At 50.3% G+C, this 24557-nt stretch carries 20 protein-coding genes; 11 read left to right on the top strand and 9 right to left on the bottom strand.

What is annotated here, in order from left to right:
* Position 1: 1 nt before the first annotated feature.
* Entirely contained in the window at positions 2 to 1384 is a 1383-nt protein-coding gene (locus BUB73_RS04595) for a hypothetical protein (protein WP_073283920.1), read from the bottom strand.
* An 87-nt stretch (positions 1385 to 1471) separates the two neighbouring features.
* On the bottom strand, positions 1472 to 2191 hold the full coding sequence (ispD, locus tag BUB73_RS04590) for a 2-C-methyl-D-erythritol 4-phosphate cytidylyltransferase (RefSeq protein WP_073283917.1): 720 nt from the start codon (positions 2189 to 2191) through the stop codon (positions 1472 to 1474).
* 269 nt (positions 2192 to 2460) lie between these two features.
* On the opposite strand from ispD, the gene BUB73_RS04585 reads away from it, so the two are divergent.
* Positions 2461 to 2745, top strand: a complete 285-nt coding sequence (locus tag BUB73_RS04585; RefSeq protein WP_073157293.1) for a type II toxin-antitoxin system RelB/DinJ family antitoxin — start codon at positions 2461 to 2463, stop codon at positions 2743 to 2745.
* Positions 2726 to 2986, top strand: coding sequence for a Txe/YoeB family addiction module toxin (locus BUB73_RS04580; RefSeq protein WP_073283984.1), 261 nt, complete (start codon positions 2726 to 2728; stop codon positions 2984 to 2986). Before BUB73_RS04585 ends, BUB73_RS04580 begins: the two co-directional genes overlap by 20 nt.
* A gap of 87 nt (positions 2987 to 3073) precedes the next feature.
* Here the strand turns inward: BUB73_RS04580 and BUB73_RS04575 are convergent, their stop codons facing one another.
* Entirely contained in the window at positions 3074 to 4516 is a 1443-nt protein-coding gene (locus tag BUB73_RS04575; protein ID WP_073283914.1) for an alanine/glycine:cation symporter family protein, read from the bottom strand.
* A gap of 310 nt (positions 4517 to 4826) precedes the next feature.
* Here BUB73_RS04575 and gltX point away from each other — a divergent pair, with 310 nt between their 5' ends.
* The 4 genes from gltX to queA all read left to right on the top strand — a co-directional run bounded on the left by gltX (position 4827) and on the right by queA (position 9661).
* The gene (gltX, locus tag BUB73_RS04570; protein ID WP_073283911.1) at positions 4827 to 6299 is read left to right on the top strand and encodes a glutamate--tRNA ligase; all 1473 of its coding nucleotides are present in this window, start codon (positions 4827 to 4829) and stop codon (positions 6297 to 6299) included.
* A 77-nt stretch (positions 6300 to 6376) separates the two neighbouring features.
* A complete protein-coding gene (locus BUB73_RS04565; RefSeq protein ID WP_083539639.1) occupies positions 6377 to 7621 on the top strand; it encodes a BON domain-containing protein in 1245 nt (414 codons plus the stop codon).
* Between the two features lie 13 nt (positions 7622 to 7634).
* Positions 7635 to 8615 carry a WYL domain-containing protein gene (locus BUB73_RS04560; RefSeq protein ID WP_073235524.1) on the top strand — a complete coding sequence of 327 codons (981 nt, stop codon included), beginning with the start codon at positions 7635 to 7637 and terminating at the stop codon, positions 8613 to 8615.
* Positions 8616 to 8617: 2 nt separating this feature from the next.
* Entirely contained in the window at positions 8618 to 9661 is a 1044-nt protein-coding gene (queA, locus tag BUB73_RS04555; RefSeq protein WP_073283904.1) for a tRNA preQ1(34) S-adenosylmethionine ribosyltransferase-isomerase QueA, read from the top strand.
* A gap of 80 nt (positions 9662 to 9741) precedes the next feature.
* Here queA and BUB73_RS04550 read toward each other — a convergent pair whose 3' ends face one another.
* The 3 genes from BUB73_RS04550 to BUB73_RS04545 form a co-directional block, all read right to left on the bottom strand.
* Positions 9742 to 10047 carry a hypothetical protein gene (locus BUB73_RS04550; RefSeq protein ID WP_139258212.1) on the bottom strand — a complete coding sequence of 102 codons (306 nt, stop codon included), beginning with the start codon at positions 10045 to 10047 and terminating at the stop codon, positions 9742 to 9744.
* An 87-nt stretch (positions 10048 to 10134) separates the two neighbouring features.
* Positions 10135 to 10266 carry a hypothetical protein gene (locus BUB73_RS17815; RefSeq protein WP_254917571.1) on the bottom strand — a complete coding sequence of 44 codons (132 nt, stop codon included), beginning with the start codon at positions 10264 to 10266 and terminating at the stop codon, positions 10135 to 10137.
* A 194-nt stretch (positions 10267 to 10460) separates the two neighbouring features.
* Positions 10461 to 11219 (bottom strand): nitrilase-related carbon-nitrogen hydrolase, encoded by a 759-nt coding sequence (locus BUB73_RS04545; protein WP_073157272.1) that lies wholly within the window; start codon positions 11217 to 11219, stop codon positions 10461 to 10463.
* A 36-nt stretch (positions 11220 to 11255) separates the two neighbouring features.
* On the opposite strand from BUB73_RS04545, the gene BUB73_RS04540 reads away from it, so the two are divergent.
* The 3 genes from BUB73_RS04540 (at position 11256) to BUB73_RS16570 (ending at position 16573) form a co-directional block, all read left to right on the top strand.
* On the top strand, positions 11256 to 13601 hold the full coding sequence (locus BUB73_RS04540) for a peptidase associated/transthyretin-like domain-containing protein (protein ID WP_073283901.1): 2346 nt from the start codon (positions 11256 to 11258) through the stop codon (positions 13599 to 13601).
* A 42-nt stretch (positions 13602 to 13643) separates the two neighbouring features.
* Complete coding sequence (locus BUB73_RS04535; RefSeq protein WP_083539647.1) at positions 13644 to 14327, top strand: M15 family metallopeptidase; 684 nt, start codon at positions 13644 to 13646, stop codon at positions 14325 to 14327.
* A gap of 119 nt (positions 14328 to 14446) precedes the next feature.
* The gene (locus BUB73_RS16570; protein ID WP_139259113.1) at positions 14447 to 16573 is read left to right on the top strand and encodes a PEGA domain-containing protein; all 2127 of its coding nucleotides are present in this window, start codon (positions 14447 to 14449) and stop codon (positions 16571 to 16573) included.
* Positions 16574 to 16641: 68 nt separating this feature from the next.
* Here BUB73_RS16570 and priA read toward each other — a convergent pair whose 3' ends face one another.
* Positions 16642 to 18729 (bottom strand): replication restart helicase PriA, encoded by a 2088-nt coding sequence (gene priA, locus BUB73_RS04520; protein ID WP_073283979.1) that lies wholly within the window; start codon positions 18727 to 18729, stop codon positions 16642 to 16644.
* Between the two features lie 128 nt (positions 18730 to 18857).
* Here priA and BUB73_RS04515 point away from each other — a divergent pair, with 128 nt between their 5' ends.
* The gene (locus BUB73_RS04515; protein WP_073283898.1) at positions 18858 to 21758 is read left to right on the top strand and encodes a DUF349 domain-containing protein; all 2901 of its coding nucleotides are present in this window, start codon (positions 18858 to 18860) and stop codon (positions 21756 to 21758) included.
* A 103-nt stretch (positions 21759 to 21861) separates the two neighbouring features.
* Positions 21862 to 22833, top strand: coding sequence for an L-threonylcarbamoyladenylate synthase (locus BUB73_RS04510; protein WP_073235541.1), 972 nt, complete (start codon positions 21862 to 21864; stop codon positions 22831 to 22833).
* 127 nt (positions 22834 to 22960) lie between these two features.
* Here BUB73_RS04510 and gmk read toward each other — a convergent pair whose 3' ends face one another.
* Both gmk and BUB73_RS04500 read right to left on the bottom strand, forming a co-directional pair.
* Entirely contained in the window at positions 22961 to 23521 is a 561-nt protein-coding gene (gmk, locus tag BUB73_RS04505) for a guanylate kinase (protein ID WP_073157260.1), read from the bottom strand.
* Between the two features lie 119 nt (positions 23522 to 23640).
* Positions 23641 to 24552: a glycosyltransferase family 2 protein gene (locus BUB73_RS04500; RefSeq protein ID WP_073157257.1), complete on the bottom strand. Its 912-nt coding sequence runs from the start codon at positions 24550 to 24552 to the stop codon at positions 23641 to 23643.
* Positions 24553 to 24557: the final 5 nt, after the last annotated feature.

Raw genomic sequence — 24557 nt, 5'->3', positions numbered from 1 at the left:
CTTAGAAAAGCAGTGTGACGCCTATGCCTACAAGGCCCACGGCGGCTATACCAAAACCAACGGCGCGCAACGTCTGTGCGTTTTCAATCTTATCACAACGGTCGTCGTATTCTTTACGGGTAAGCGTTTTCTTTTCGCTTTCCTTCTTGGCCTTGCTGTTGAAGACTGCGGCCATTACACCACCGCCAATCATGACAGCCCCTGCGATAGCGGGCGGAATCCAGGATTTCTTGCTTCCCTTGTCCTGTGCGGAAGCGTCCTTGGCGGCATCGTTGGCGGCAACATCCTTCGGTGTTTCCTGGACTGCGGAATCTGCTACAGAAGTGATGAGTGCAGTTGTGTCAATGGAAGCCAACTTCTTGACGACTGGTGCAGGTTTTGTGGAATCACCCATAACAATTTCAGAGGAAATATCTCCCTTCGCCTTGGCGCGTCGAATGTCCTTCTGGCTTCCCCAAATCCAGCGGCCCATCAGGTCCTTTTCCTGGTAGGCGGCTGTGAATTCCACACGGCCTCTAAAGTTCTGCATTTTGCCGTCGGTTCCCAGGGGCAGGTTCACTTTCTTGTCTACTGCACTGACGATGATGTGCGAGAAGTTTCTGCCGGAGGGTAGGGATTCAACATTAAAGATCTGCGCTCCGTTTAGAAAGTAGGAACCCGCAACCGGTCTGTTCATATCCAGATAAAAATCCAGGTATTCAGGTTCCAGCACGATCTTCATATTGGCTTTGTTCTTTTCTAGAGAGTCATTTATTACTTTGATTCGATCGACGAATAGGGGTGCGAATTCATCGTGTGCTTGACGGACTACGACTTCGCTGCACTTTTCCACCCAGCGTTCCAGCAGGTTTTGCTGCACCTTCATGCGCTCTGCATCAAAGTATAGGTTGAAATCATAGGTCGCGTCAAAGGCCCCTTCTAGATTCAAAGGTTCCAATGCGATTTCGCCATCCATGCGTAACATCTTTTCCTTGGAAACGAGAATTCCGCCCAGGGTGTTTGCGCAGACCTGAATCTGTTCGGTGCGCTCTGCCAGGGTGTTTCCAACCTTAACGGCGTTCAAGCTTAATTCACCTGTCAGTTCCATGTACTGGGCTTCGAATTCGGGCAGGTCCACGGAATAGAAATGTCCGCATTCCTCGTCCAGCACGTCGTTGATGGAAATCATGGAACAGCGGTTGTTCATTTCTGCAATCTTGGATGCTCGGGTCAACAGCTCGTCAATTTGAGGATTGCTTTCGCCTAATTCGGTCTTGATGTTTTCCAAGTTCTGCTGAAGATTCTCTAATTCTGCAGGGTCTTTCACAAAAATGGATACGGTTTGGCTGGCAATGGAAAATGCTGCCAACGCGCCGATAAATGCCACGACTCTTAAAATGTTCATATCCTAATTCACCAACAAGGTTGAGTTTCCCAAAACTCCAATATACTGAATTACCAATGTAATAAAATAATATGAGAATCCTGTTTGTTACTTCAGCTTTGCGGCGAAGATTTCGAAGTCTTCGGGCATAGTCAGTTTGTCGTTGGCGGCCGCGCCTTTGACGATGTAGACGGTTTCTCCGAAGAATTCCAAAATGCTGGCTTCGTCTGTAGGAATAAAGTTCAACGGCTCTGCAGCGATACGCTTGTACAGCGACTTAAGAACGTCGATGCGGGCTGCCTGGGGGGTCTGTGCCATCCAGACGGTATTGCGGTCGATGGTCTTTTCAACGCGGCCGTCTGCTGCGATCTTGATGGTGTCTACGGCAGGCTTTGCCACAAGGCATGCCCCCTTGGTCACCAAGGTGTTGCAAACGTCAAGAATGATTTCCTTGCTAATAAAGGGGCGGGCGACGTCGTGAACGAGAACGTATTCCGCAGAACTGGTCAGGGCGTTGACTCCATTTTCTACGGACTGCCAACGTTCTGCGCCGCCTACAACAATCTTCAACTTGGCTCGCATTTCTGGAGTGAGGCCTGCGCTATTCTTGCCTGATGTTGCCCCGAAAAGTTCATCTTCAAAATGGCTTTTCCAGTCGACAGGTACAGCCATCACCACTTCGGCAATTTCGTCCATCTGCAGGAACGTCTCAAGGCAATAACGGTAAACAGGCTTGCCGCCCAAAAGCATCAGCTGCTTGGGAATGTTTCCGCCCATGCGCTTGCCCAGGCCACCGGCCGGGAGAACCACTGCAAATTTCTTGTCCATGTGACCGCCTATGAAAGGAGATTGGTAATTGTGCGCTTCAAATTAGTTTTTTTACAATCATTTTACGCAAGAATGTGAAACATTTTTCCCTTTAAAAACGTGTATAGAAAATAGCAGGAACACTTTCTTGCTTCAGGCCATAACAAGGCTTGATTTGCGAAATCATAACGTGAAAAAGGAAAAGGATGGCTGAAATATCAGTAAAATGTTGTGATGGCTTGCAAAATGCAAGCGAATGTATTACATTGTCGGAAAATGGAGGTTTAATTATGGCCCTTTCTACAATTTCCGCAAGAATCGAAACCAAGGACAAGGAACGTTTCGACAAGTTCTGCGAAAAGGTGGGGCTGTCTACGTCCTCTGCCCTCAACTTGTTCGTCAAGGCGGTTCTCAGGGAGAATCGCATCCCTTTCGAAATTTCCCTTCCGGATCCCTTCTATAGCGAAAGCAATATGAAGTTCTTGGAAGAAGGCGCTGCGGCCATTAAGGCTGGGAAGGGGGTTGTTCATGAACTGATTGAAGTTGGGGGGGATGATGAAGAAGAACTGGTTTGATAAAGCCTGGGAAGATTATCTCTACTGGCAGTCCCAAGACAAGAAAACCCTGAAACGAATCAATCAACTCCTTAAGGATGTTGAACGAAGTGCCGAAGATGGAATCGGCAAACCGGAGCCTTTGAAAGGTAAACTATCCGGTTTCTGGAGTCGTCGAATCGATGATGTGAATCGCTTGGTGTACCGAGTTAATGGAGACGTCGTCGACGTGATTTCCTGTAAGGGACACTACGAGGATTAACTGACAGTAAAAAAAAACAGATGGTTCGTCGCCATCTGTTCTTTTTAATTCTAGCGCTTGGTTTCTGCGCTATTGAATCATTGATTTTTATTCGCCCACCTTGCCGTCGTGCAAGCGATCCAGGAAGTCCCTGGTTTCGAGAGCTACGATGCCGCTCAGCAGAATCAAGGCAATCAAGTTGGGGAATGCCATGAGGCCGTTGAAAATGTCAGCGCAAGTCCAAACGGCGCTTACGGTCAGGTAGGGACCGACGAAGATTGCAGCAACATAAATCCAGCGGTAGGCGAGGATTGCCTTTTTCTTCTTGCCGCCGATCAGGTACTGCAGGCACTTTTCAGAATAGTAGGCCCAACCCAGAATGGTGGTGAATGCGAAGAACACCAGAGCGATTGCCAGGAAGTAAGGAGCGATGGTTGCGCCACCGGGGAAGAATGCGAGACCGCGGGAGAAGGCTTCCATGGTGATGTTCACGCCTTCCAGGCCAAGCTTCGGATCCCAAGCGCCAGAAACCACAATGGCAAGGCCGGTCATGGTACAAATGATGATGGTGTCGAAGAAAGTACCGGTCATGCAGACCAGGCCCTGACGGACCGGTTCGTTGGTCTTTGCGGCGGCCGCTGCGATAGGTGCGGAACCGAGACCAGCTTCGTTACTGAAGATACCGCGGGCGATACCCTTCTGCATGGCGATAAAGATGGTGCCTACCACACCGCCGGTCACGGCGCTGGGGTTGAAGGCTGCGCGGACGATGGTCTGGACCGCTTCGGGAATAGCAGCGAAGTTCATCATGAGCAAGAGCATGCAAGCGAGAATGTAGAGGATTGCCATGACAGGAACGATATAGGTAGAAACCTTGGCAATGCGCTTCAGACCGCCGATAATCACGAAGGCGGAGAATGCGGTGACCAGAACGCCTGCGATGGCGGTGGTGATGCTGACGGAGTTTCCGCCGATGTTCACGAATTCAGCTGCGTTAGGAGTGAGTCGAGCCATGGCGCTGGTAATGCCGTTCACCTGGGTGATGGTGCCGATGCCCATGACGCCTGCACAGACACCGAAGATGGCGAAGAGCACTGCCAGCCACTTCATATTCCAGCCGAAACGTTCCTTGATGCCTGTTTCGATATAGTAGAAAGGACCGCCAAGAACCTTGCCGTCCTTGTCCATCTTGCGGTACTTCACGGCCAGAACGCCTTCGGCGTACTTGGTGGCCATGCCGAAGAAGGCTGCTACCTCCATCCAGAAGAGTGCGCCCGGGCCACCGGTGCCGATAGCGGTTGCCACACCCACGATGTTACCTGTACCGATGGTTGCGGCAAGTGCGGTGCAAAGTGCGCCGAAGCTAGAGACTTCGCCCTGGCCGCCCTTTTCGTTGTGGAGCATGTAACGCAGAGCGTTGGGGAGGTTTACCACCTGCAGGCAGCCCAGACGGACCGTGAGGAGGAGGCCTACAAACAAGATGACGACAATGAGGGGAATTCCCCAAACATAGCCATCGATGGTATCAAGAAAAGCGGTTAAAGCTTCCATATCGATCCTTTGGCTACGCGGATTTGCCAAAAGACAAATTCGCTATGAATAAATTGCAGGTGAAATGTAGAAACATATGAGTCAATTTGTTGATGCTCAATGGGAAACGTGATGGAATTGGGAAAAATATTCGCTAAAATTGTCTGCTCGTGGATTGGTTTTACATTTTATGTAGGTGCTTTGTTAGCCTCGTGGGAGACTGCGAGGAAATCTTGTTTTTTTGAAATTGCTAAATTTTGACATAGAAAATTTTAAACTATGGAGCTGTGACAAGATCTCTTGCGCGGCTGCCCTAAAAAAGGAATACAATATGTGCGATTGCTGCAATAACAAGCGTCCCGTCCGTGTACGTTTTGCCCCCAGCCCCACCGGTTACCTCCACGTTGGCGGTGCCCGTACTGCTATCTACAACTACTTCTTTGCAAAGGCCATGGGCGGCGTGTTCTACCTCCGTATCGAAGATACCGACCGTAAGCGTTATAACGAAACTGCACTGCACGACTTGATGCGCGACCTGAAGTGGCTTGGCCTCCAGTGGGACGAAGGTCCGGGTTGCGAAAAGGATTGCGGTCCTTACTTCCAGAGCGAACGCTTGCACATCTATAACGAACAGATCAAGAAGTTGCTGGACTCCGGCGATGCCTACTACTGCTTCTGCACCGAAGAACGCCTCCAGGAAGTTCGTGCCGAACAGGAAAAGGCCGGCGTCTCCGTGACCGGTTATGACCGCCACTGCCGTAACATTCCTCGCGAAGAAGCTGAAGCCCGCATCGCCGCTGGCGAAAAGGCTGTGATCCGCTTCAAGGTTCCCGAAACTGGCGTCACCGAATTCGACGACATGATCCGCGGCCACATCTCTTACCAGAATGAACTGCTGGACGACCTGGTTCTCATCAAGCGCGACGGTTACCCCACTTATCATTTCGCAAGTGTTTGCGATGACCACCTGATGGGTACTTCCCACGTGCTCCGCGGTGACGAATGGATTTCTTCTACTCCCAAGCACGAATTGCTGTACAAGGCCTTCGGTTGGGAACCTCCTGTATGGTGCCACCTGCCGGTGATTCTCGACAAGAATGGCGGTAAGCTTTCCAAGCGTAAGGGTGCTGCCTCCGTGGGCGACTTCCGCGACCTGGGCTACCTGCCCGAAACTCTGGTCAACTACCTGGCTCTCCTGGGCTGGAATCCGGGTGACGACCGTGAAGTCATGACCATCAAGGAAATGATTGACTGCTTCACCCTGGAACGCATCAACCCCAAGCCTGCTTCCTTCGATGAAAAGAAGCTGCAGTGGATGAACGGCCAGCACATTCATATGTGCGACGACGCCATGCTCCTCGGCATTATGAAGGAAGGTCTGGCTGCCAAGGGCTTCGACCTGAGCGCCGAACCTGAAGCACGTCTCCTGGAAATTGTGAAGAACCTGAAGCCCCGCGCACACTTCGTGCAGGATCTGGCTGACATGTCCACCTACTTCTTCAAGGCTCCGGAAACTTACGACGAAAAGGGTGCCAAGAAGCACTTTGGGGTCGGCTCCAAGGCTCTCTGCCAGCAGGTCCGCGACATGCTGGCTTCCATCGAAGATTTCAAGACCCCGGTCATCGAAAAGGAATTCTATGCTCTGGCAGAACGCATCGGCCACAAGGTGGGCGAACTGGTGGGCGCTCCCCGCTTGGCAGTTTCTGGCGTTACCGCTGGTCCTGGCCTGTGGGAACTCTTCGAACTCCTGGGTAAGGAAGAAACCCTCCGCCGTATCGACGTAGCCCTCCCGCTCATGGGGTAACAAATAGTGTTTAGTAAACAGTGGTTAGTAAACAGTAACCACTAACCACTAACCACTGACCACTAACCACTCAATCAATGCGTGTTCAGTTTCCTCATAGGTTGTACAGTCAGAGGCTATTCTGTTGCCGTTGCCAGAAGGTAACGGACCACGATATTTTTGCCCAGGAAAACTATACCACTTATGGGGGCTTGGACCCTCATATTCCGGTGCTGTGCTGCTGTACCCGCTGCACGGCCCTTTTTGTTGCCTTTTCTAACGAATTTTGTTTCTGCCGAAAGGAACACATCAATTCCGACTACGCCAAGATTTTCGGGCATAACCGTGTGGCTCCGGGTAACTGGCTCTACTTCAAGAAGAGTCTTAAGCCTGGTCTTGTAAAAAGTGTCTTCCAGGGCCCCGAAAAAGATATCATGGTTCTGGATTATGGTAGCGGTCCCGAAAAAAAGGTAGAATGCCCCAAGGTGACAATCCAGAAAGAAGAGTCTACGGATGGTTACCGGTTGCTGCCGGCACAAAGTGCCCACACGCTTCTTGGAGATCAGGTCTACCATACCATTCGCGACCAGTTCGGCGTTGCCGTGGGCATGGTGAACGATGGCGAAAAAGACAAGCTGGCTGTTTTGTTAAAAGACAAAACCCTGTTGTTCATTACCTTGCCGTTGCAGGCTCAGAATGCGCCTAACGATAAACTTACCCAGGCGGTGTTGGGCAAGGTAAAACAGGTGTTCCCGCAGGATGCTTCCAAGGTTTCCATTGAAGTGGGGCAGGGTGTGGTTTACCTTAAGGGAATGGTCCGCAACCTTTCCATTAAACGTGCCATGAAGGCTTGCATTAACGGCCTCCCTAAGGTGCGTGGTTGTGTTGACTTTACCCGAATCCAGACGGACTCCTACATCACGGATACTCAAATTGAACGTGCGGTTATCGCCTTGCTGGAATCACCCAATGTCCACCTGTTCAATTATGATGTAAAGGTCCTATTCGGCCATGTAGAAGTTTCCGCCTATTGCAACGAAAAATATTACTCCAGGGATCTGGAAAATAAGGTGGCTGAAATTTCTGGTGTGTTGGCGCTTCATTGTGCCATTTCCGTGATTCCTGCCGATCAAGTTGAAAATGAAATGCTGTGCAAGGAACTGGAAACGGATCTGGCCTTGCATTCCATTATGCAGGGGGCTGTGGTAAAGGTTTCCTGCGTGAACAAAAAATTCCTGCTGGAAGGTCATGTGCGTTCTGTTATTCAAAAACAGGCTGCGTTCCTGTCTGTGGTAAAGAAGGCAAAGACCGCTTCCATTGAAAACCGTTTAAAACTTCTGTAACTGGAGAAATCCTATGGCAAGTGGTTACGAAAAAATCAATAATATCAAGGGCTTCCTAAAAAGTAAGGTCACTGTAAAACAGCTTGCCTCTTTGTTGAATTGCGGCCCTCGTACGGTATTCCGTCATCTGGATGTCGTTGCCAAGGAAAACTGCGGACTCCGTAAGTTTAAGGAAAATGGCGAAACTTATTATGTTATTCAAACTGACAAGGAGATGAACTTCAACCAGGAAGTGGTTCGTCAACTTGAAAAGGTCAAGAAGAGCCTTTCTGTCGCTAACGCGGCCGACTTGAAGACTATCAAACTGCTGGAAAAGGTGATTGATTCCATGCAGACCACCGATCCCGAAGACTTCAAACCCGATGCCATTTCTACGGACCCGGACTACATTCTGGATTACGGTCCTTTCTGCGATAATAAATTGCAGGATTCCATGGTGAACAAGGTGCTGAAAGCCATTCACGATGGTTCCATGATCCGCATAAATTACACTCACTCCGCCTCTTCTGAAAAACCAGAGACGAAGATAGTGAATCCTATCAAGGTCATTATGCGTATGGATACCCTGTATCTGATAGCCGCAGATGAAACTTATGAAGAAACTCAGGTGTTCAAGAACTTCATGTTCGAAAAAATTTCCAACGTGACGATTACGAATGTTCCCGCACCTAAGCTACCCTTCGATGCGAAGATCCATTATAAGTATGCTTTCGCCAAGTATACCGATTCTAAAATCACTCCTGAAGATGTTTCCCTGTTGGTCAAGACCAAGTGGCTTCAGACTCAGTTTGAACGTTCCCACTTCTTCCCGGAAGCAACCCGCCGTCTCGATAAGAACGGCAATATGGTTGTGGATGTAAAACTCCGCATCACCCCTGATTTTGTTACTTGGCTCATGGGTGTTTCTACGGAAATCTCTATTCTTAAGCCGGAATCCCTCAAGAATAAGGTTCGTGAAAGTTTGCTGAAGGCTTTGGCCGAAATGGATGCGTAACCATGGAACATAATCTTTCTGACTACAGTTTTGAATTTCCTCCCGAACTGATTGCCAGCCGCACGGCGGGCAAGGGCAAGACTCGCATTTTGCATTGCCCTAAGGACGGTGGTGAACGTCATATCATGAAGGCTGCCGATATCGTAGATCTTTTCAGGGCCGGTGACTGCCTGGTGGTGAACAACACCAAGGTGATTCCTGCCCGCCTTTATGGAAAGACCATGCATGACGGCGAAGTAGAAACCTTGCTGGTGCAGGCCATGATTCCTGCCGAAGATGGTTCTGCCCGTTACGAGGCTCAGGTTCGCCCGGGTAAGGCTTTTAAGGTGGGCCGCGAATTGATAATCGCTGGCGTTAAGACCACTGTAGAATCTATCAACGAAGACGGTTCCCGTGTTCTGCGCTTTGCCGTAACGCCCGTTGAACTGGAAGCGGTGATGAATGCCCAGGGACACGTGCCCCTGCCGCCCTACATTAACCGCCCCGATGACGAAGAAGACAAGAAGGCTTACCAGACTATTTTTGCCAAGTATTCCGGTGCCGTTGCCGCTCCTACGGCAAGCCTCCATTTTAGCGAAGAGATGCTGCAGGCTCTAAAGGACAAGGGCGTCAAGGTCGCCGAAGTTACACTGCATGTGGGACCCGGTACCTTCCAGAATATTTCTGTAGAGGATTTCACTCAGCACAAGATGCACGGTGAACACTACGAACTTACAGAAGAAAATGCTCGCATCATTAACGAGGCAAAAGCCGCCGGTGGCCGCGTTGTTACCGTGGGTACCACAAGTACCCGCGTGGTAGAAACCATCGCCGACGACAACGGCGTTGTCCGTGCCCAGAGCGGTGTCACTCACGCGTTCTTCTATCCGGGTTATCGCTACAAGATCGTAGACGGCTTGCTTACCAATTTCCATTGGCCCAAGAGTTCCCTAATCTTGCTGGTGTCTGCTTTCTATGGCCGCGAAAACACTCTGGCCGCCTACAAGATGGCTGTAGAAAATCGCCTGAAGCTGTTCAGCTACGGCGACGGCATGCTGATCCTTTAGAATCCAAACGTCACCCAGAACGTCACCCTGAATTTATTTCAGGGTCTCAGGGTCTCTGTGCCTCGGGTCTCAGGGACTCCCTACTTGTCCTTGCGTTGCGGGAGCGTCCCGAAGTAACCTTGCTGCCTTAGGGCGGCAAGAACTTTCAGCTGATTTTCCTGAGTCTCGTTCAATATTTCGTCTAAAACAAACTGAGGAATTCTCTTCAGTGGCTTAAACTCGTTGGGAACGCCTGAGTAGTCGCTCAACTGCCAGGCCACCATCATCTTCTTCAGAAATTCGCTCCAGGGAAAATTGTCCTTGATAGACATATAGAACTGGGCTGGTTTCTTTCCGTCCTTGCCTTCTAAAAGCAGGGATCCGTCGCGAAAGCATGATAAAAGCACAGCCTGCCGTTCCTGATTTAGGGTGGCAGGCTGCGCGGGTATAACAAGGATTATTTTCATTTTTTGAAGCTAAATTGCCTTGGCTTTTTAGGCGGCGAGTTCGCGGCGAATTTGAGAATACTGGTAGCCAGAAATCGAGGTAATCTTGAGGACCAGTTCGCGGGTAACTCCTGCTTTAATCAACGCCTTGACATACTGCAACTTATTTTCGTTTGACATGATGCACCTCTCTCTCTTTTTTGACGTTGATATCCGTTTTACATGAAGAAAGATACAATTAATTTTTGACATTTGGCTGTCATCTACATCACATTTTCAAAGAAAAATTTTTCAAAAGATTCTGTAAGTTGTTGATACTCAATGAGTTGCCGAAAATGACGTTGTTTTGATATTGTGATTTAAATCATTCCAATTTAGACTATTCCTTTCAGGACGGGAAATGCCTTGCGGTATTCCTCTTGCGGAGCCGATAAAATGGTCCCCTGGATCACTTTTTCTCCCATTTCTCCCTGGGCGATAACCTCGCCGGTGGGGGAGATAATCATGGAATTTCCGTATTGGTTTGCGGCGGCTACATAAACCTGATTTTCGATGGCGCGGGCTTTCAGCAGGGTGATCCAGTGTTCCTTGCGAATGACGGGCCAGGCTGCCTGAATGGTAATGAGTCTTGCCCCGGCTTTTACGGCGTCGCGGAACAGTTCCGGAAAACGCAGGTCGTAGCAGATGGCGGCGGCGACATTCCACTGGTTTATTTTGAATAAGCTAACGGAATCGCCAGGGATGAAATCCACTTCGGGGAAGAAGGGCTTTCGCTTGTTATAGCAGGCGGCTTCCTCTTTGCGACCGGGCAGATAAAGGCTGGAATGGTTTTGCATCAGGGGGGCGTTCTGACCTTTATTGGGAACTGTAGAAATTCCAGCGCCAAGGACTGCACATCCAGTTTCGTCGGCCAGTGTGCTCAAGAAGTTGGCGGTGAGTCCTGCATCTGCATGGCCGAAGTCTTCTGCATATTTGGCAGGCTCTTCGGGAATGTACCCTGTGGCGAACATTTCAGGGAGAATGATAAGGCCGTCCCTGGGATTGCATTCGTCTAATAGTTGACGGACTTTCCTGAAGTTTGCGGTTTTATCGTTTAAAACCGCTTCCATCTGTACTAAATAAATCTTGAGCATGGTATACCGAAATATAAAATTTCTAATTTAACTAGTATGAGTATTCGACGCCTTATCGTTTTTCTGTCTGTGGTATTTTTTGCTGTCGTAGCATTCGGTGCTACGCCGACCCTAATTTCGGGTGTGGTTCTTGAAGCCGAAAATGACTTGCCCATTAAGGATGTGACTATTACCTATGTGTCGGGTAAGTCCGTGGGTGAAACGAATTCAGATGGCCGATTTGAGTATACCGTAAGCTCCAGTAATGCATCCCTCGTCTTTAAGAAAGATGGCTTTGATAGCGTTGTGGTGGAACTTCAGGATTTTGCCGACCTGTTCGATATGGTGGTTACCTTGAGTACCAACGTTCGTAGCCTGGGTGCAAGTACCATTGTTGGCGGTAGCGCCGAAAAAGTTCAGTGGGAAGTTGAACGCAAGATTAATCTGGATAAGCTTGAAGATGCTGCCGGTATGCGTTTCGACCTTACGGAACATTTGAGTCAGATGCCTGGTATTTCTGGCCAGAAGGATTTTAGTAGTGCTCTTTACTATGATGGTTCCCGTGCCGGTGATGTGGCTTACCATCTAGGTCGTCTCCGCATTCCCAACATGCGTCATCTGGATGTGGGATTCCCGGGTAACCTTTCTGTGATTAACCCTCATACCTTGAGCGGTATCGAAATTCATGACAACTATGGCGAAGGTCCCATCGGTCAGGGCCTGGCAACTTCTGTGCAATACATTCCCGAACAGACCAAGGGCGATTGGGGCTTGAGAGGAACTGCTGGCATTACCATGAGAGAAGTTGTGGTGGATGCTCCGTGGCTCTTCTGGGATAGTTTCCGTTTTGCATTCCGAATGCTGGACGCAGACATGTTGAAGAACATGGGAGAAAAGTTCTTCTCTGAGTTCCGTAAGAATACCGATGATTGCAAGGATTGCAAGGTGGCTGAATCGAACCCCTATGACCTGAGCGCCATGGATGTTTATGCCCAGTTTAACGGCTCGGATTCCGAAGGAAATACCTGGGCTCTGCGAACCTTGTATAGTTCCGACGAATATAGCGTACACCAGGATACTTCTAGACGCATTGATTCTGTGGCCTTTATCGATATCATTGAAGGTGTGCAGTCTTACTTGGTCATTGGCGCCGAATATGAATCCCGTTTTGGTACCAGCTTCCACGCAGGTATGGTTCGCGAACATGTGGGCGACACCTTGCGCGATACGATTGGTTTCCGTAGCCCGGGCAGTACCGACCAGGATATGGCAAAGGCTTTCATCGACAGCTACGAACAGACCCACACAACTCTTAGCGGTGGCCTGGATAAGAAATTCAAAGGTGATATCTATGGATCAAAGTTAAGCGGAGCTCTTCTGTATGAACATCATGTTCTTGAACATAAGTATCCTGAATTTGGTGGTGTTCAATCCAAGGATCATCAGACGGGAGTGCTTTCTGGAGCGGGTCGTCTGAACTGGAAGAGCGACTACTCTCAGAAGATTCTTTCTTTGGGTGCTGTTGCCGATGCGGGTGAACATGAAGCCGCTCCTACGGCCTCTTTCGATTATCAGCAGAATCTTTCTAAGACCGATACTGCTTTCTGGCGCCTTTTTGGTAATGCCGCCTACCGCAGCGACTGGAAACCTTACTTTGATGATGGCGAACTGACGGGACGTCTGGAATCGGGTGTTTCCGCTAAGCTGGGCCTTGGTTATAATTCCAAGTACTTCATTGCCCAGGCTTCTGGTTTTGGTCGTTATTATGCGGATCCGCTGCTGCCCTTGCCTAAGGCCTATGCCCGTTATAATGATGTGACTCCGGTGGATTTCGCCTGGGTAGCCGGTGCTTCGGGTTCTGCAGAATTAAAGACTTCTCACCATTTCTCCATGGCGACAAACATCAGCTCTGTCTACGGTGAATATGAACTGGATGGCGGTAGGAGCTTGCCCTGGGAAGCCAATTCCCGTCTTGATATTCTTTCTCACTTCCGCTACTATCCCCGCAAGGACTCTATCGTGTCTGTAATTTTGACTCATCATGCAGCCTTGCATCGTCCGCTGTATTACTATTCGATTACCCCGGCTACAGCCAATTCCATTGGCACTCGAGAACTGAAAGATTATCACCAGTTTACGGATTTCTTCCGCACAGACCTTCGCGTCAATTTGGATTTGATTCCCAAGAAGAGTTTCTTCCGTACGGCCAGGTTCTATCTGGAACTGGATAACATCTTTGCAAATCTGGATGTTGAATTCCTGGGTTCCGACAACTACCGCGAACGTTCTTATGTAACTCGTGATGACCGCAAGAAGAATTCTGCTGACGGTTATGATCTGGTTCCCTTTATGGCTAAGGGCTTGGGATTGTACCCTCAGTTTGGTGTAGAAGTTCAGTTCTAGTTTAGCTTGTTCCGCCTTCTTGTAATTTTGGCCCTTTGTGGTATGGCATTGGCGAATCCTACGGATGTCGCCTTTGTTCCGCCTAAGCCCGAAAAACCTTTGCGATTCTGTTCCGCAGTAAAGCAGTGGATTGCCTTTGCCGAACAGGATTCCAGCCTTGTGGAAATTACCCGTATGAAAGGCTTGCGCATGAATTTACGCTATGCGACTTTTGATAACGTAACGGGACATGACTTGTATTGCGGCGTGCAGCGGGCTTTTGTCCGCAAAGAAGCCTACGAGAAACTGAAGAAAACCATCCATGTCATGGAACAGGAATTCCCGGGAGCCAAGCTGGTCATCTTTGATGCCGCTCGACCTGTTTACGCTCAGGCTGCCCTGAGGAATACCGTGCGAGGAACTCCATATTCCCATTACGTTTCTTCTCCGGTGAAAGGGGGACTTCATAATTTCGGACTTGCTCTGGATTTGAGTCTTACGGATGCAGAAGGAAACTTGCTGGATATGGGGACTGATTTTGATTCCTTTGAACGCTGTGCGGGTTCTGTAGGGGAGTCTGAAGCTTTGCAAAGTGGTCGTTTGACTCAACAGCAGATAGACAATCGCAATAAACTTCGTTCTATTATGAAAAAGGCGGGATGGGTTCCTCTAGGAAGTGAATGGTGGCATTTTAATGCCTTTACCCGAGATTATACCTACGAAAATTTTGAGAAGTTTGGCATCTAATTTCCCCTATGCTTGCTTTCCTACATACCCTTTAGGGTTGATTTTTGAGTGGTGAGTTGTTGCATATAAATCATATAGAATGTATCTTTTCTATTACATAAGATTTTGAGGGACGCGATATGAATTTAAAAGTTCTTTTTGGAGCGCTAGTGCTTTGCAGTTCGGTTGTTTTGGCTGATGATTGGGATTCTGTAGGTTGGGACGACGCTGGTTGGGATGAACCTGCTCCCGCGGCAAAACCTGCTCCTAAGCCTGCTCCGGCACCCGCCCCTGTGGCCCAGCCCGCTCCGGCTCCTGCCCCGGCACCCGCTCCTGTGGCACAGCCCGCTCCGGCCCCAGCTCCTGCACCCGCTCCTGTGGCCCAGCCCGCTCCGGCCCCTGCCCCGGCACCCGCTCCTGTGGCACAGCCCGCTCCGGCCCCAGCTCCTGCACCCGCTCCTGTGGCACAGCCCGCTCCGGCTCCTACCCCGGCACCCGCCCCTGTGGCCCAGCCCGCTCCGGCTCCTGCCCCGGCACCCGCTCCTGTGGCACAGCCCGCTCCTGCTCCGGCCTCCGCTCCGGCTGCCGAACAACCTGCTACTTTCGTACCGTCGGTTGCTCCCGTAGCATCAGAACCGGCTCCGCAGAGTCCTACCCCTGTGGCTAATGTGGCTCCTGCTGGTTCTGCTTTGGATCTGGATAAGTTGACCGCCAAGGATACCGACGACTTTAACATTTATTCCAACCGACTGCAGCTGATTATGGACAGCGTTACCGCCGCTCACATTTTCGTACAGCAGATTGAATCCGATGTCAAGGCTCAATTGCCCCCTCTGGCTCCCAAGGGCGAATTTGAAAAGATGGCTGATTTTGAAAAACGCAGAGCTGTCTACGACAAGGAAGTTAAGTCACTTTCTGAAGCACGTTCCCGCGTTGCAGTAAAGCGTATCGCTGAACTTGAAGAAGCGGCTGATAAAATCAGAAAAATTCAGTCTGGTATGTACTCCGATGTAGAAGTGCGTACCTTCCCCGAAAATGCTCAAGTGGTTCTCTCTACTACGGGTGAGTCCTTGGAAGCTCCCGCTAAGTTCGAAAGCGTTGTTCCTGGCAAGTTGACGGTGACCGTTTCTTATCCCTCTTACGAAACAAGAGTTGTAGAAGTTGAATTGAAGGCCAATACCAAGTTGAAACTTGATGTTGTTCTTGAAGAACAGAGCATTTTCTCTAGAGAAGGTGAAATCAAACTTTCTGAACTTCTGCTCAAGAATTCCACAAAGTCTGAAGAGTATAAGGCTCGTGTGGTTATCATCGAAAATCGTATCAGACAGACTGATGGTGAACGTACTCAGATGATCAACAAGTTTATGGCCACTTACCCCAAGTTGTCTCCCCAGCAGCCCAACGAATCATCCGAAGAATTCGCTCGCCGTAGGGATCAGTGGCAAGAAGAAGGAAACCGTCAGTATAGTGAACTGATTTCCCGTTGTGACAAGTATCGTGAACGTCTGCTTCGCGCCATTGAAGTCTTGAACGACTACATGGTTGCTGTTCAGGCGGAGACTATTCGTGCCGAAGCTCCCAAGGCTCAGGTGACCATTGGTTCTTATGATTCTGAAGCTGAAACCTTCAGCGTGTCCGTGGTGGATTCCTTGGACGTCGCAACTCCGTTCTTGTTTAGCGGTGTGATGAAAATGCCGATTGACAAGGCTGCAACCTTTGATCGTTCCGCTCCTTTCAAGACCGAAGTGGAATATCTGAATTTCCCGTTGAAGACTCAGGCTGGCGACCGCTATATCGCAATGTCCAATCTTTACTTGAGCCGTGGCGGAGTTCCCTTTGACGTGGACGGTTCTTTCTCTGTGAATGAATTTGCCAATGAACCTGAATTTGTCAATTGGAAAGCCAAGTCCGATTCTATTCTTGCTGGTGAATTGAAAACCCGCGGCCTTACTGCAGAATATGCCTACGGTAGCGATATGCCTTCGACTCAGCAGCAGTCTGGCGAGTCCTGGACTTGGCGCGCATGGACCCGAATTGCTGCCGCAGTTCTTATTGCCGGTGGTGTAGGTGTGGGCATCTATGAGAACTCAAAGGCTAATGATGTTGCTAACGATTATAACACTTCTGTGTTCAGCAATTACGAAGAAAAACAGGCTGCTCAGAAAAAGGCTGTAGATGATATCGACCATCATCAGACGCTCCGTAACGTTTTCTATGGCGTTGCCGGTGCAGGTCTTTTGGCTGGTGTGATTACCTTTGTGTTCTAAGTCAAAACGTTTCTAATGAAGAACGGATGCTCCTATAAGGAACATCCGTTTTTTTTTGTATGCGTTTCCTATTGAATTTCCACCTTTATATCTACTCCCATAACCCAGGGTTTGGGGGAGTTGACGATGGGCGAAAGAATTCTCCGCACGGGGGCCAGATCCTGTGTCTTGATGTAGAGTCTGGTCCAGTGTACGTTTTGCACAATGGGGACGAAGGCGTCTACGGGGCCTAATACCATAAAGCTCTTGTCGGCGCGGAGGATGTTTTCTAGACGTTCCACCGTATGGCGTAAAAGGTCTGGGTCCTTGCTGCCGCAGCTGATTTCTACCAGCTTGCAGAAGGGCGGGTAGCAGGCGGCTTGTCGGTCGTCAGTTTCCATGGAGGCGAAACCTTCGAAGTCATGGTGAATGGCAAATTGCATCACCGGCTCGGAGGGCTTTAAAGTCTGAATGAAGACTCGGCCTTGGTCGCTTTGCGGGTCGTCGGATTTGCGGGAGGCTCGGCCGGCTCGACCTGCCGTCTGACTCAATAATTGGTAAAGACGTTCGGTTGTTCTAAAATCGGGGATGCCTGTGCCGCTGTCGGCTCCGACGATTCCTACCAAGCGAACTCCGGGGAAGTCGTGGCCCTTGGCAACCATCTGGGTGCCAAGCAAAATGTTGAATTCACCGCTGCGGAACTGGTCCAGAATTTTTTCGGTGGCACCTACGTTCTGGGTGGTGTCGCGGTCCATGCGGATGACTTTGGCTCCGGGAACCCAGCCGTTGATTTCTTCTTCCAGCATTTCGATGGCTCCGCCCACGAATTCGTAGGTGTCTGCTCCGCAGCTGCCGCAGGGGGTGTTTACGGGGTAGAGGGTGGCGCAGTAATGGCACATGAGAGAACGGTACTGCTTATGATATACCAGAGGAATGTGGCAGTTCTTGCAGTAAAGGGTTTCTCCACATTCCGTGCAGACTCGAACCTTTGAATAACCGCGGCGGTTCATCAGGATGATGGCCTGGTCTCCGGCGGCCACGTTTTCGGTCAGGGCTTCGCGGAGGGCGGGGGAGAGCATGATGCCTTTCTGCTGGCGGTTCTTGCCCATGTCTACGATGTCGATGTGAGGCATGGGTGCCTGGGTGGCGCGTTCCTTTAGCGTCAACAGCTTTAGCTTTCCGGTTTGTGCGTTTGTGTAGGTTTCAAGGCAAGGAGTTGCGCTGCCTAAAACCACAAGGGCTCCATGCTTGAATGCCAAGTGGAATGCTAGTTCACGGGTGTGATATCGTGGGGCAGGGTCCTGCTGCTTGAAAGAAGAATCGTGTTCTTCGTCTAAGATGACAAGGTCAAAGTCGAAGGGAGCCAGAATGGCGCTGCGGGTACCAAGGACTACTTTTGCATCACCGCGCATAATGGACAGATAGCCTTCTCGCTTTTTGGGGGCGGACAGGGCGGAGTGCAGAACCACGATGGGAACTTGCAGAAAGTCTTCAAACCGTTTGGAAGTCTGCGGTGTCAAACCGATTTCGGGAACCAGGATTAAAACTTTTTTGCCCTGGCTCAGGGCGACTCGGGCTAACTCCTGATAAATGCGGGTCTTGCCGGAACCGGTAACGCCGTGAAGGAGGGTGCCGCGGAAACCTGTGCCGTTAAGATCGGCGACTAGGGACTGCAGTGCGTTATTTTGTTCTAACGTCAGCGGCGGCTGGGCGGTAGATTCTGCGGATGGCTTTACGGTTGCACTAGGGGTGTCTGCCGGCAAGTCTGAATTTTTCGATGCGGCCAGGGCGTCCAGGAACTTTTCAAAATCGGCAGGCCAAAAAACAAATAGCGATTTCATTGGCGTGCTTATATAATACCTGGCGACCCATTCCAGATTTTCCATGTATCGTTCGTTAAAGGAGAATCCGGATTGGTGAGGGTAGGCGGGGCGCACCTGGAATGAGGGCCGCTGCTGGTGTACCTTGGAAACTACGGCCAGGGCAGGCTTCTTGCGTGTGGCGAACTGAACCCATACAACATCACCGCGTTTCAGGGTGACGCCAACAGGGACTCCGTATGTATAGACATCGGGAGCCATGGGGATGTACACTTCGCAGAAGTCGGTCAGCAGCTCGGGTTTGAGCTTGTTATGAACTTCTTCGGGTGCGTTTAGTTTGGGAATTCGTCTTGCCACGGCAACAAAGATAGTTAATAGTGTAAAAAGCACCTAATTTCTGCCATTTTTTTATTGACAAAACTTTTTTTAGTTAGATTATGCTATACACGAGCCCCCAAGGGCTTGTCTACCTATTGGAGAAATTTATGAGCTTATTTGATTTTGTAAAACCGAACTGGAAAAAGTCTGACCCCGCTATCCGCCTCAAGGCAGTAGACGAAGTCGACGATCAGGACATTATTGAAGGTCTTGCCAGCGACGTGGATGTTCGTGTTCGTACAGCTGCCGTCAAGAAGGTGGCTAGCCTGGATACTCTCAAGCGCATCTCTCAGAATGATGCCGACGAAAGTGTAAAGTCCCTGGCAAAGAACCGCTATCTGGAAGAAATCGTCAAGAAGCTGAAGTCCCTGGATTCTGCAACGAGTGAAGATATTGCACTGCTTTCTGAAATTAAGGATACTCACTTCGCCGATGACTTGCTGAAGGCTGCCGCTACTTGCGATGCCATTCGCGAAGAACTGGTGAAGTCTTGCACCAAGGCTAGCGTTCTTACCATTGTGGCTACCCGCGATGCCAAGGAATCCGTTGCCATGGCCGCTGCCGAAAAGGTGACTTCTGAATCCTTTATGGCTGACATCGCCAAGAGCTCCAAGCATACTTCCGTCCGTAAGATGGTGGCCGATAAGATTCGCGCCAAGAAGGAAGCCGAAGATGGTGGCAAGAAGGCTGCTGCTCTGTTGGCAGGTAAGCAGGAGGCTCTGCTGGGTCAGGCACATCACCTGGCTGCCCAGAAGGATCCTCTGGCTGTGAAGTCTCAGTTTGAAGAACTGATGGCCGAAGCCCGCGCCTTGGGCATGGGTGACAAGCAGGCTGCCCTGGATGAAGTTTATGCAAGCTTTAATAAGTTCTGCGATGAAGCCAATGCCGAAAAGATTGCCGCTGAAAAGGCTGCCGCCGAAAAGGCCGCCAAGATTGCCGCTCTTTCTGCTAGCCTCGAAGAACTGGAACAGCTGGTTTCCGAAAACAAGTTGGCCGATAACGCAGAACGCGTTGACGCTATCTTGAACGATTGGGCCGAAGGCAAGTCCATGATGGATGCCGCCTTGATCAAGCGCTTTAACAACGCCTACTTCAAGGTTCAGGAAGTCCGCAAGCCTGTGGTGGTGGATGCTCCTGCTGTAGACGCTGCTGACGAATCCGCCCGTCCGGAACTGCTGGAACGTCTGCAGGCTCTGGCTGACACCGACGTAAATGAAACTACCGGTAAGCACCTTCACGGCATTGTCCGCGAATGGGAAAAGCTGCCCCTGCTTGAAGGTGAAGATCCGATCCTTCAGTCCTACAATGCTCTCCGCAATAAGCTTTCCGAAAAGATTTCTTCCTTCACTGAATCCGCTCAGAAGATGGTTGAAGAAAACTCCGTCAAGCTGAAGGCCATTATCGAAAAGGTCAAGTCCTTCGACGAAAATGAAGACTTCCGCGAACTGAACAAGAAGGTTCGTGAATGCTACAACCAGTGGAAGGAAATCGTTGGCGAACAGAAGTTCAAGTACCACGACCTGTGGCAGGAATATAAGGCTGCAACCAGCCGTTTCCAGGAAATGCAGCAGTGGGAAAACTGGCGTAACGAACAGGCTCGCGATGAACTGCTGACCGAAATGGAAGCACTGACCAAGGAAGAAGCTAGCCAGAACGTTCTTAGCAAGCTCCGCGAATTCAGCAACCGCTGGAAGGAAATCGGCCCCGTATCTGCAGCAAAGCTTCAGGACTACCGCGATCGCTTCCAGGGTTACTATGAAAAGGTCAAGGAAAACTGCACTGCCTTTATCGAAGAGATGAATGCAGAACGCGTTAAGAACCTGGCCGACAAGGAAGCCATTTGCCAGAAGATCGAAGAACTGGTTGCCAATGCTGAAATTTTCTGGAAGGACAAGTTCAAGTCCGTTCAGGAACTCCAGGAATCCTGGAAGAACATCGGCATGGTTCCCAAGGAAAACGTGGCTGCCCTTACCGAACGTTTCAAGGCCGCTACCAACGCTTTCTATGCTCAGCATAAGGAAAACCTGAAGGCTGAAGATGAATCCCGCGAAGCTAACTACGAAAAGAAAGTTGCCCTCTGCCTGGAAGCAGAAGCCATTCAGGAATCCAGCGACTGGAATGCAACTTCTAACAAGTTAAAACAGCTGCAGGATGCATGGAAGGCTACTGGCCCCGTACCCAAGAGCAAGTCTGACGAAATCTGGACTCGCTTCCGTACCGCCTGCGATGCCTTCTTTGAAAAGAAGCGTGCTCACTTCGAAGAAATGGATGCTTCCAAGCAGAAGAATCTGGAGGCCAAGACCGCCCTTTGCGAAAAGCTGGAAGGTACTAGCGAACAGACTTCCCTGGAAGAATTGAAGGCCGCCGAAGCAGAATGGAAGTCTTTGGGTATGGTTCCCAAGGAAGCCGTAGAAGCTATCAGCGATCGCTTCAATACCGTTTACAATAAGATTCTTGCCCGCCTGGCAGAAGCCGATGAAACCCTGGCTGCCGCCCTTGCCGAAATCAAGGCCAAGAAGCAGGAAATGATCAACAAGGTTTCTGAATTTGCAGAAAGCGCCGGTTCCAACCAGTTGGCCGATGCTGTCCGCGAAATCCAGAAGGAATGGCGTGAAGCCGGTTCTTGCGGAGCCGAAGACATGACTATGTACAAGCGCTTCCGCGAAATCTGCGATGACTTCTTCACCCGCCGTCGTGACCAGCTGGACATTCAGGAACAGGCTCGCCAGAACAACCTTCAGAAGAAGTTGCTGCTCTGCGAACAGGCCGAAGACCTGCTGACCGACCTGAGCGAAGCTACCGTGGGCGCTTCCATGAACAAGGTGAAGCACCTCCGTCGCCTCTGGAAGGAAGTGGGTGCCGTTCCCCGTGAACATTCCGAGAAGACTTGGAACCGCTTTAACTCCGCCTGCGACAAGGTGTTCGCTTTTGGCCGCAAGGATGAACCCAAGGCTGAAGAAGCTGCTGCTGCTGCTGCAGAGGCTCCCGCTGCCGAAACCGCAGAATAAGCGGAAACCTAAGGATAAATGCAAAAATTTAAGGATGGTCCTTTGGGCCATCCTTTTTTTGCATCTAGCAGAATCGGTGTCAAATTTCTAAATTTGGGCCATCATGAAATTTCCCCCTTGGACATCAGTGGATGAAGCCGCCCGACTTTTGGCAGACGGGCAGGTGGTGGCTATTCCTACCGAAACGGTTTACGGCTTGGCCGGCAATGCATACGAGCCTAAGGCTCTGGCACAGATTTTTGCCATTAAGGAACGTCCGACCTTTGATCCCCTGATTGTTCATATTTGCGATGTGGAACAGTTGAAGGATATTGCCAAGGATATTCCCGAGGCGGCCTACAAGCTGGCTGAAGCTTATTGGCCTGGTCCCATGACCTTGATCCTTCCCAAGAAGGATTGCATCCCTGACCTGTGTACTAGCGGCCTTCCTTCTGTAGCTGTACGCTTCCCGGCTCATCCCATTGCCCAGGAAATTATCCGCAAGGCTGGTGTGCCTTTGGCGGCCCCTAGCGCAAACCTGTTTAAGCACGTGAGCCCCACAACCGCCCAGCATGTGGCAGACCAGCTGGCTGATCGTGGGTTGGCGGGTATTGTTGATGGTGGCGCCTGCGACGTGGGCGTTGAAAGTTCCATCATATCCGTGGTGACGGAAATTCCTACGGTTCTTCGCCCCGGTGCCATAACTCCCGAAATGGTGGAGAAGGTCTTGGGCAAGGTGGCTATCAAGGAATCTACATCCAAGCCGGGTCAACCCATGGCCGCTCCTGGCCAGTGCGATACCCATTACCGCCCTCAGGTGCCTCTTTATTACGGCGAGGTTCCTGCCGGATTCAAACTTCCGGAACATACTGTGCGTATTGCATTTGGTGATACCGTCGGGCCGATTCCCGCTACCCTTAATCTTTCCGAAAAGGGAGATATGTTGGAAGCGACCGCCAAACTGTATGCCTACATGCATGATCTGGATTTGCCGGAATACGATTTGATCTTGGTGGACCCGATTCCCAATGTTGGGGTGGGGATGGCCTTGAACGATCGCCTAAAGAGAGCTTCTATAAAGATGCATGGGGGCTAACTGCCCTCCTGGACCCCCTGCTCAGAATGTGCGTTGCACATTCTGGTCGTTGAGTTTCGCTTCAACGATTTTTTTGTTTGTCAATCCCGAGAGGGTTCGGGATTGACTGTTTTATTTCAACGAATTTTTATTTCTTTTTCAGGATGGCGCGGAGTTCGTCGGCGGCTTTTTGCAGGTCGTCGTTGACGATGATGTGTTCGTACTTGCCCTGAGTTTTAGCAAATTCAACTTCCTTCTTGGCGTTTGCAAGGCGGAGCTGGATGACTTCTTCGGAGTCGGTGCCACGACCGCGGAGGCGACGTTCCAATTCTTCGTCGCTGGGCGGGAGAATCAGGATGCCTGTTGCGGTGGGATAGACTTTGTCAAAATTCACCTTGCCGAAAACATCAAGGTCAAACAGGACTCGATTGCCTTCGGCCAGAGTCTGTTCAACGAAACTCTTGGGAGTTCCATAGTAGTTTCCATGAACTTCATTCCATTCAATCAGACCGTCATTCTTGATCAGTTCTTCAAATTCTTCCTTGGTCTTGAAAAAGTAATGAACGCCATCGACTTCACCGGCACGGGGCTGGCGGGTGGTTGCAGAGATGGAATACTTGATGTCCGGAAAGTCCTTGATGACCAGGTCCTTGAGGGTGGTCTTGCCTGCGCCACTAGCGGCACTCATAACGAATAATTTGTTGTTCATATTCTGCTTTCAGTTTTCAGTTTCGAGCTCGCAACTGCGTTGCTTTCTGCTCTGTTTAACGCGGCTTCGCCGCCTTGTTTAAATCTCAATGCTCGCCACTCATCAATCGTGGCTGTCTACTATTTCTTGTCTTCGATGTACAGGGGACGCTGCTTGACTTCGTCATAGATTCGTCCGATGTATTCGCCCATGATTCCAATGGAAATCAACTGTACACCGCCAAAGAACACGATGGCCGTCATGAGAGATGCCCAGCCGGGAACCGTGGTGGTGGGGTAGAAAATCTTTTCGATAATGGACCAGACGAACAGACCGAGTCCCACGATTGTGGCAAACATGCCTGCGTAGAAACTGAGCTTCAAGGGGGCGGAACTGAATCCAGTAATGCCGTCGAACGCCAGTCGGAGCATCTTCTTTAGGGGATACTTGGAGGTGCCTGCAGTACGTTCGGCTCGATCGTACTTGACTCCGATTTTCTTGAAGCCTACCCAGCACACGAGACCGCGGAGGAATCGGCTACGTTCCGGCAGGTTCTTCAGCTGGTCCACCACGCAACGGTCCATAAGACGGAAGTCGCCTGTGTCGGGCGGAATCTCGATGCTGGTCAACTTGCCGATAAGGCGATAAAATGCAAATGCGGTAAACTTCTTGAAAATGGTTTCGCCGGCACGCTTGTTGCGCTGGGCGTAGACAACTTGATAACCTTCACGCCACTTTTCCAGCATTTCGTGAATCAGGCTGGGCGGGTCCTGCAGGTCACCGTCAATAATGACGACTGCATCGCCAGAAGCCTTGTCCAGGCCTGCGCTAAAGGCTGCCTGGTGACCGAAGTTGCGGCTGAAGTTCACGATCTTGTTGTTGGGGTTGCTGGGAAGTAAACCTTCTACAATTTCGCGAGTGCGGTCCTTGGATCCGTCGTTCACGAAAATTAATTCATGTTCCACGTTTTTCAGTTCTTCTTCAAGAACTTCGTATGTCTTGGCAACGATTTCTTCTTCGTTAAAGACGGGAATAATAACAGATAAAAGCATTTTAA

It is taken from the genome of Fibrobacter sp. UWH6 (genome assembly GCF_900142465.1).
Lineage (GTDB): Bacteria > Fibrobacterota > Fibrobacteria > Fibrobacterales > Fibrobacteraceae > Fibrobacter.
Note: the sequence above shows the minus strand (reverse complement) of the source record. Positions and strands in the feature narration are given on the sequence as shown.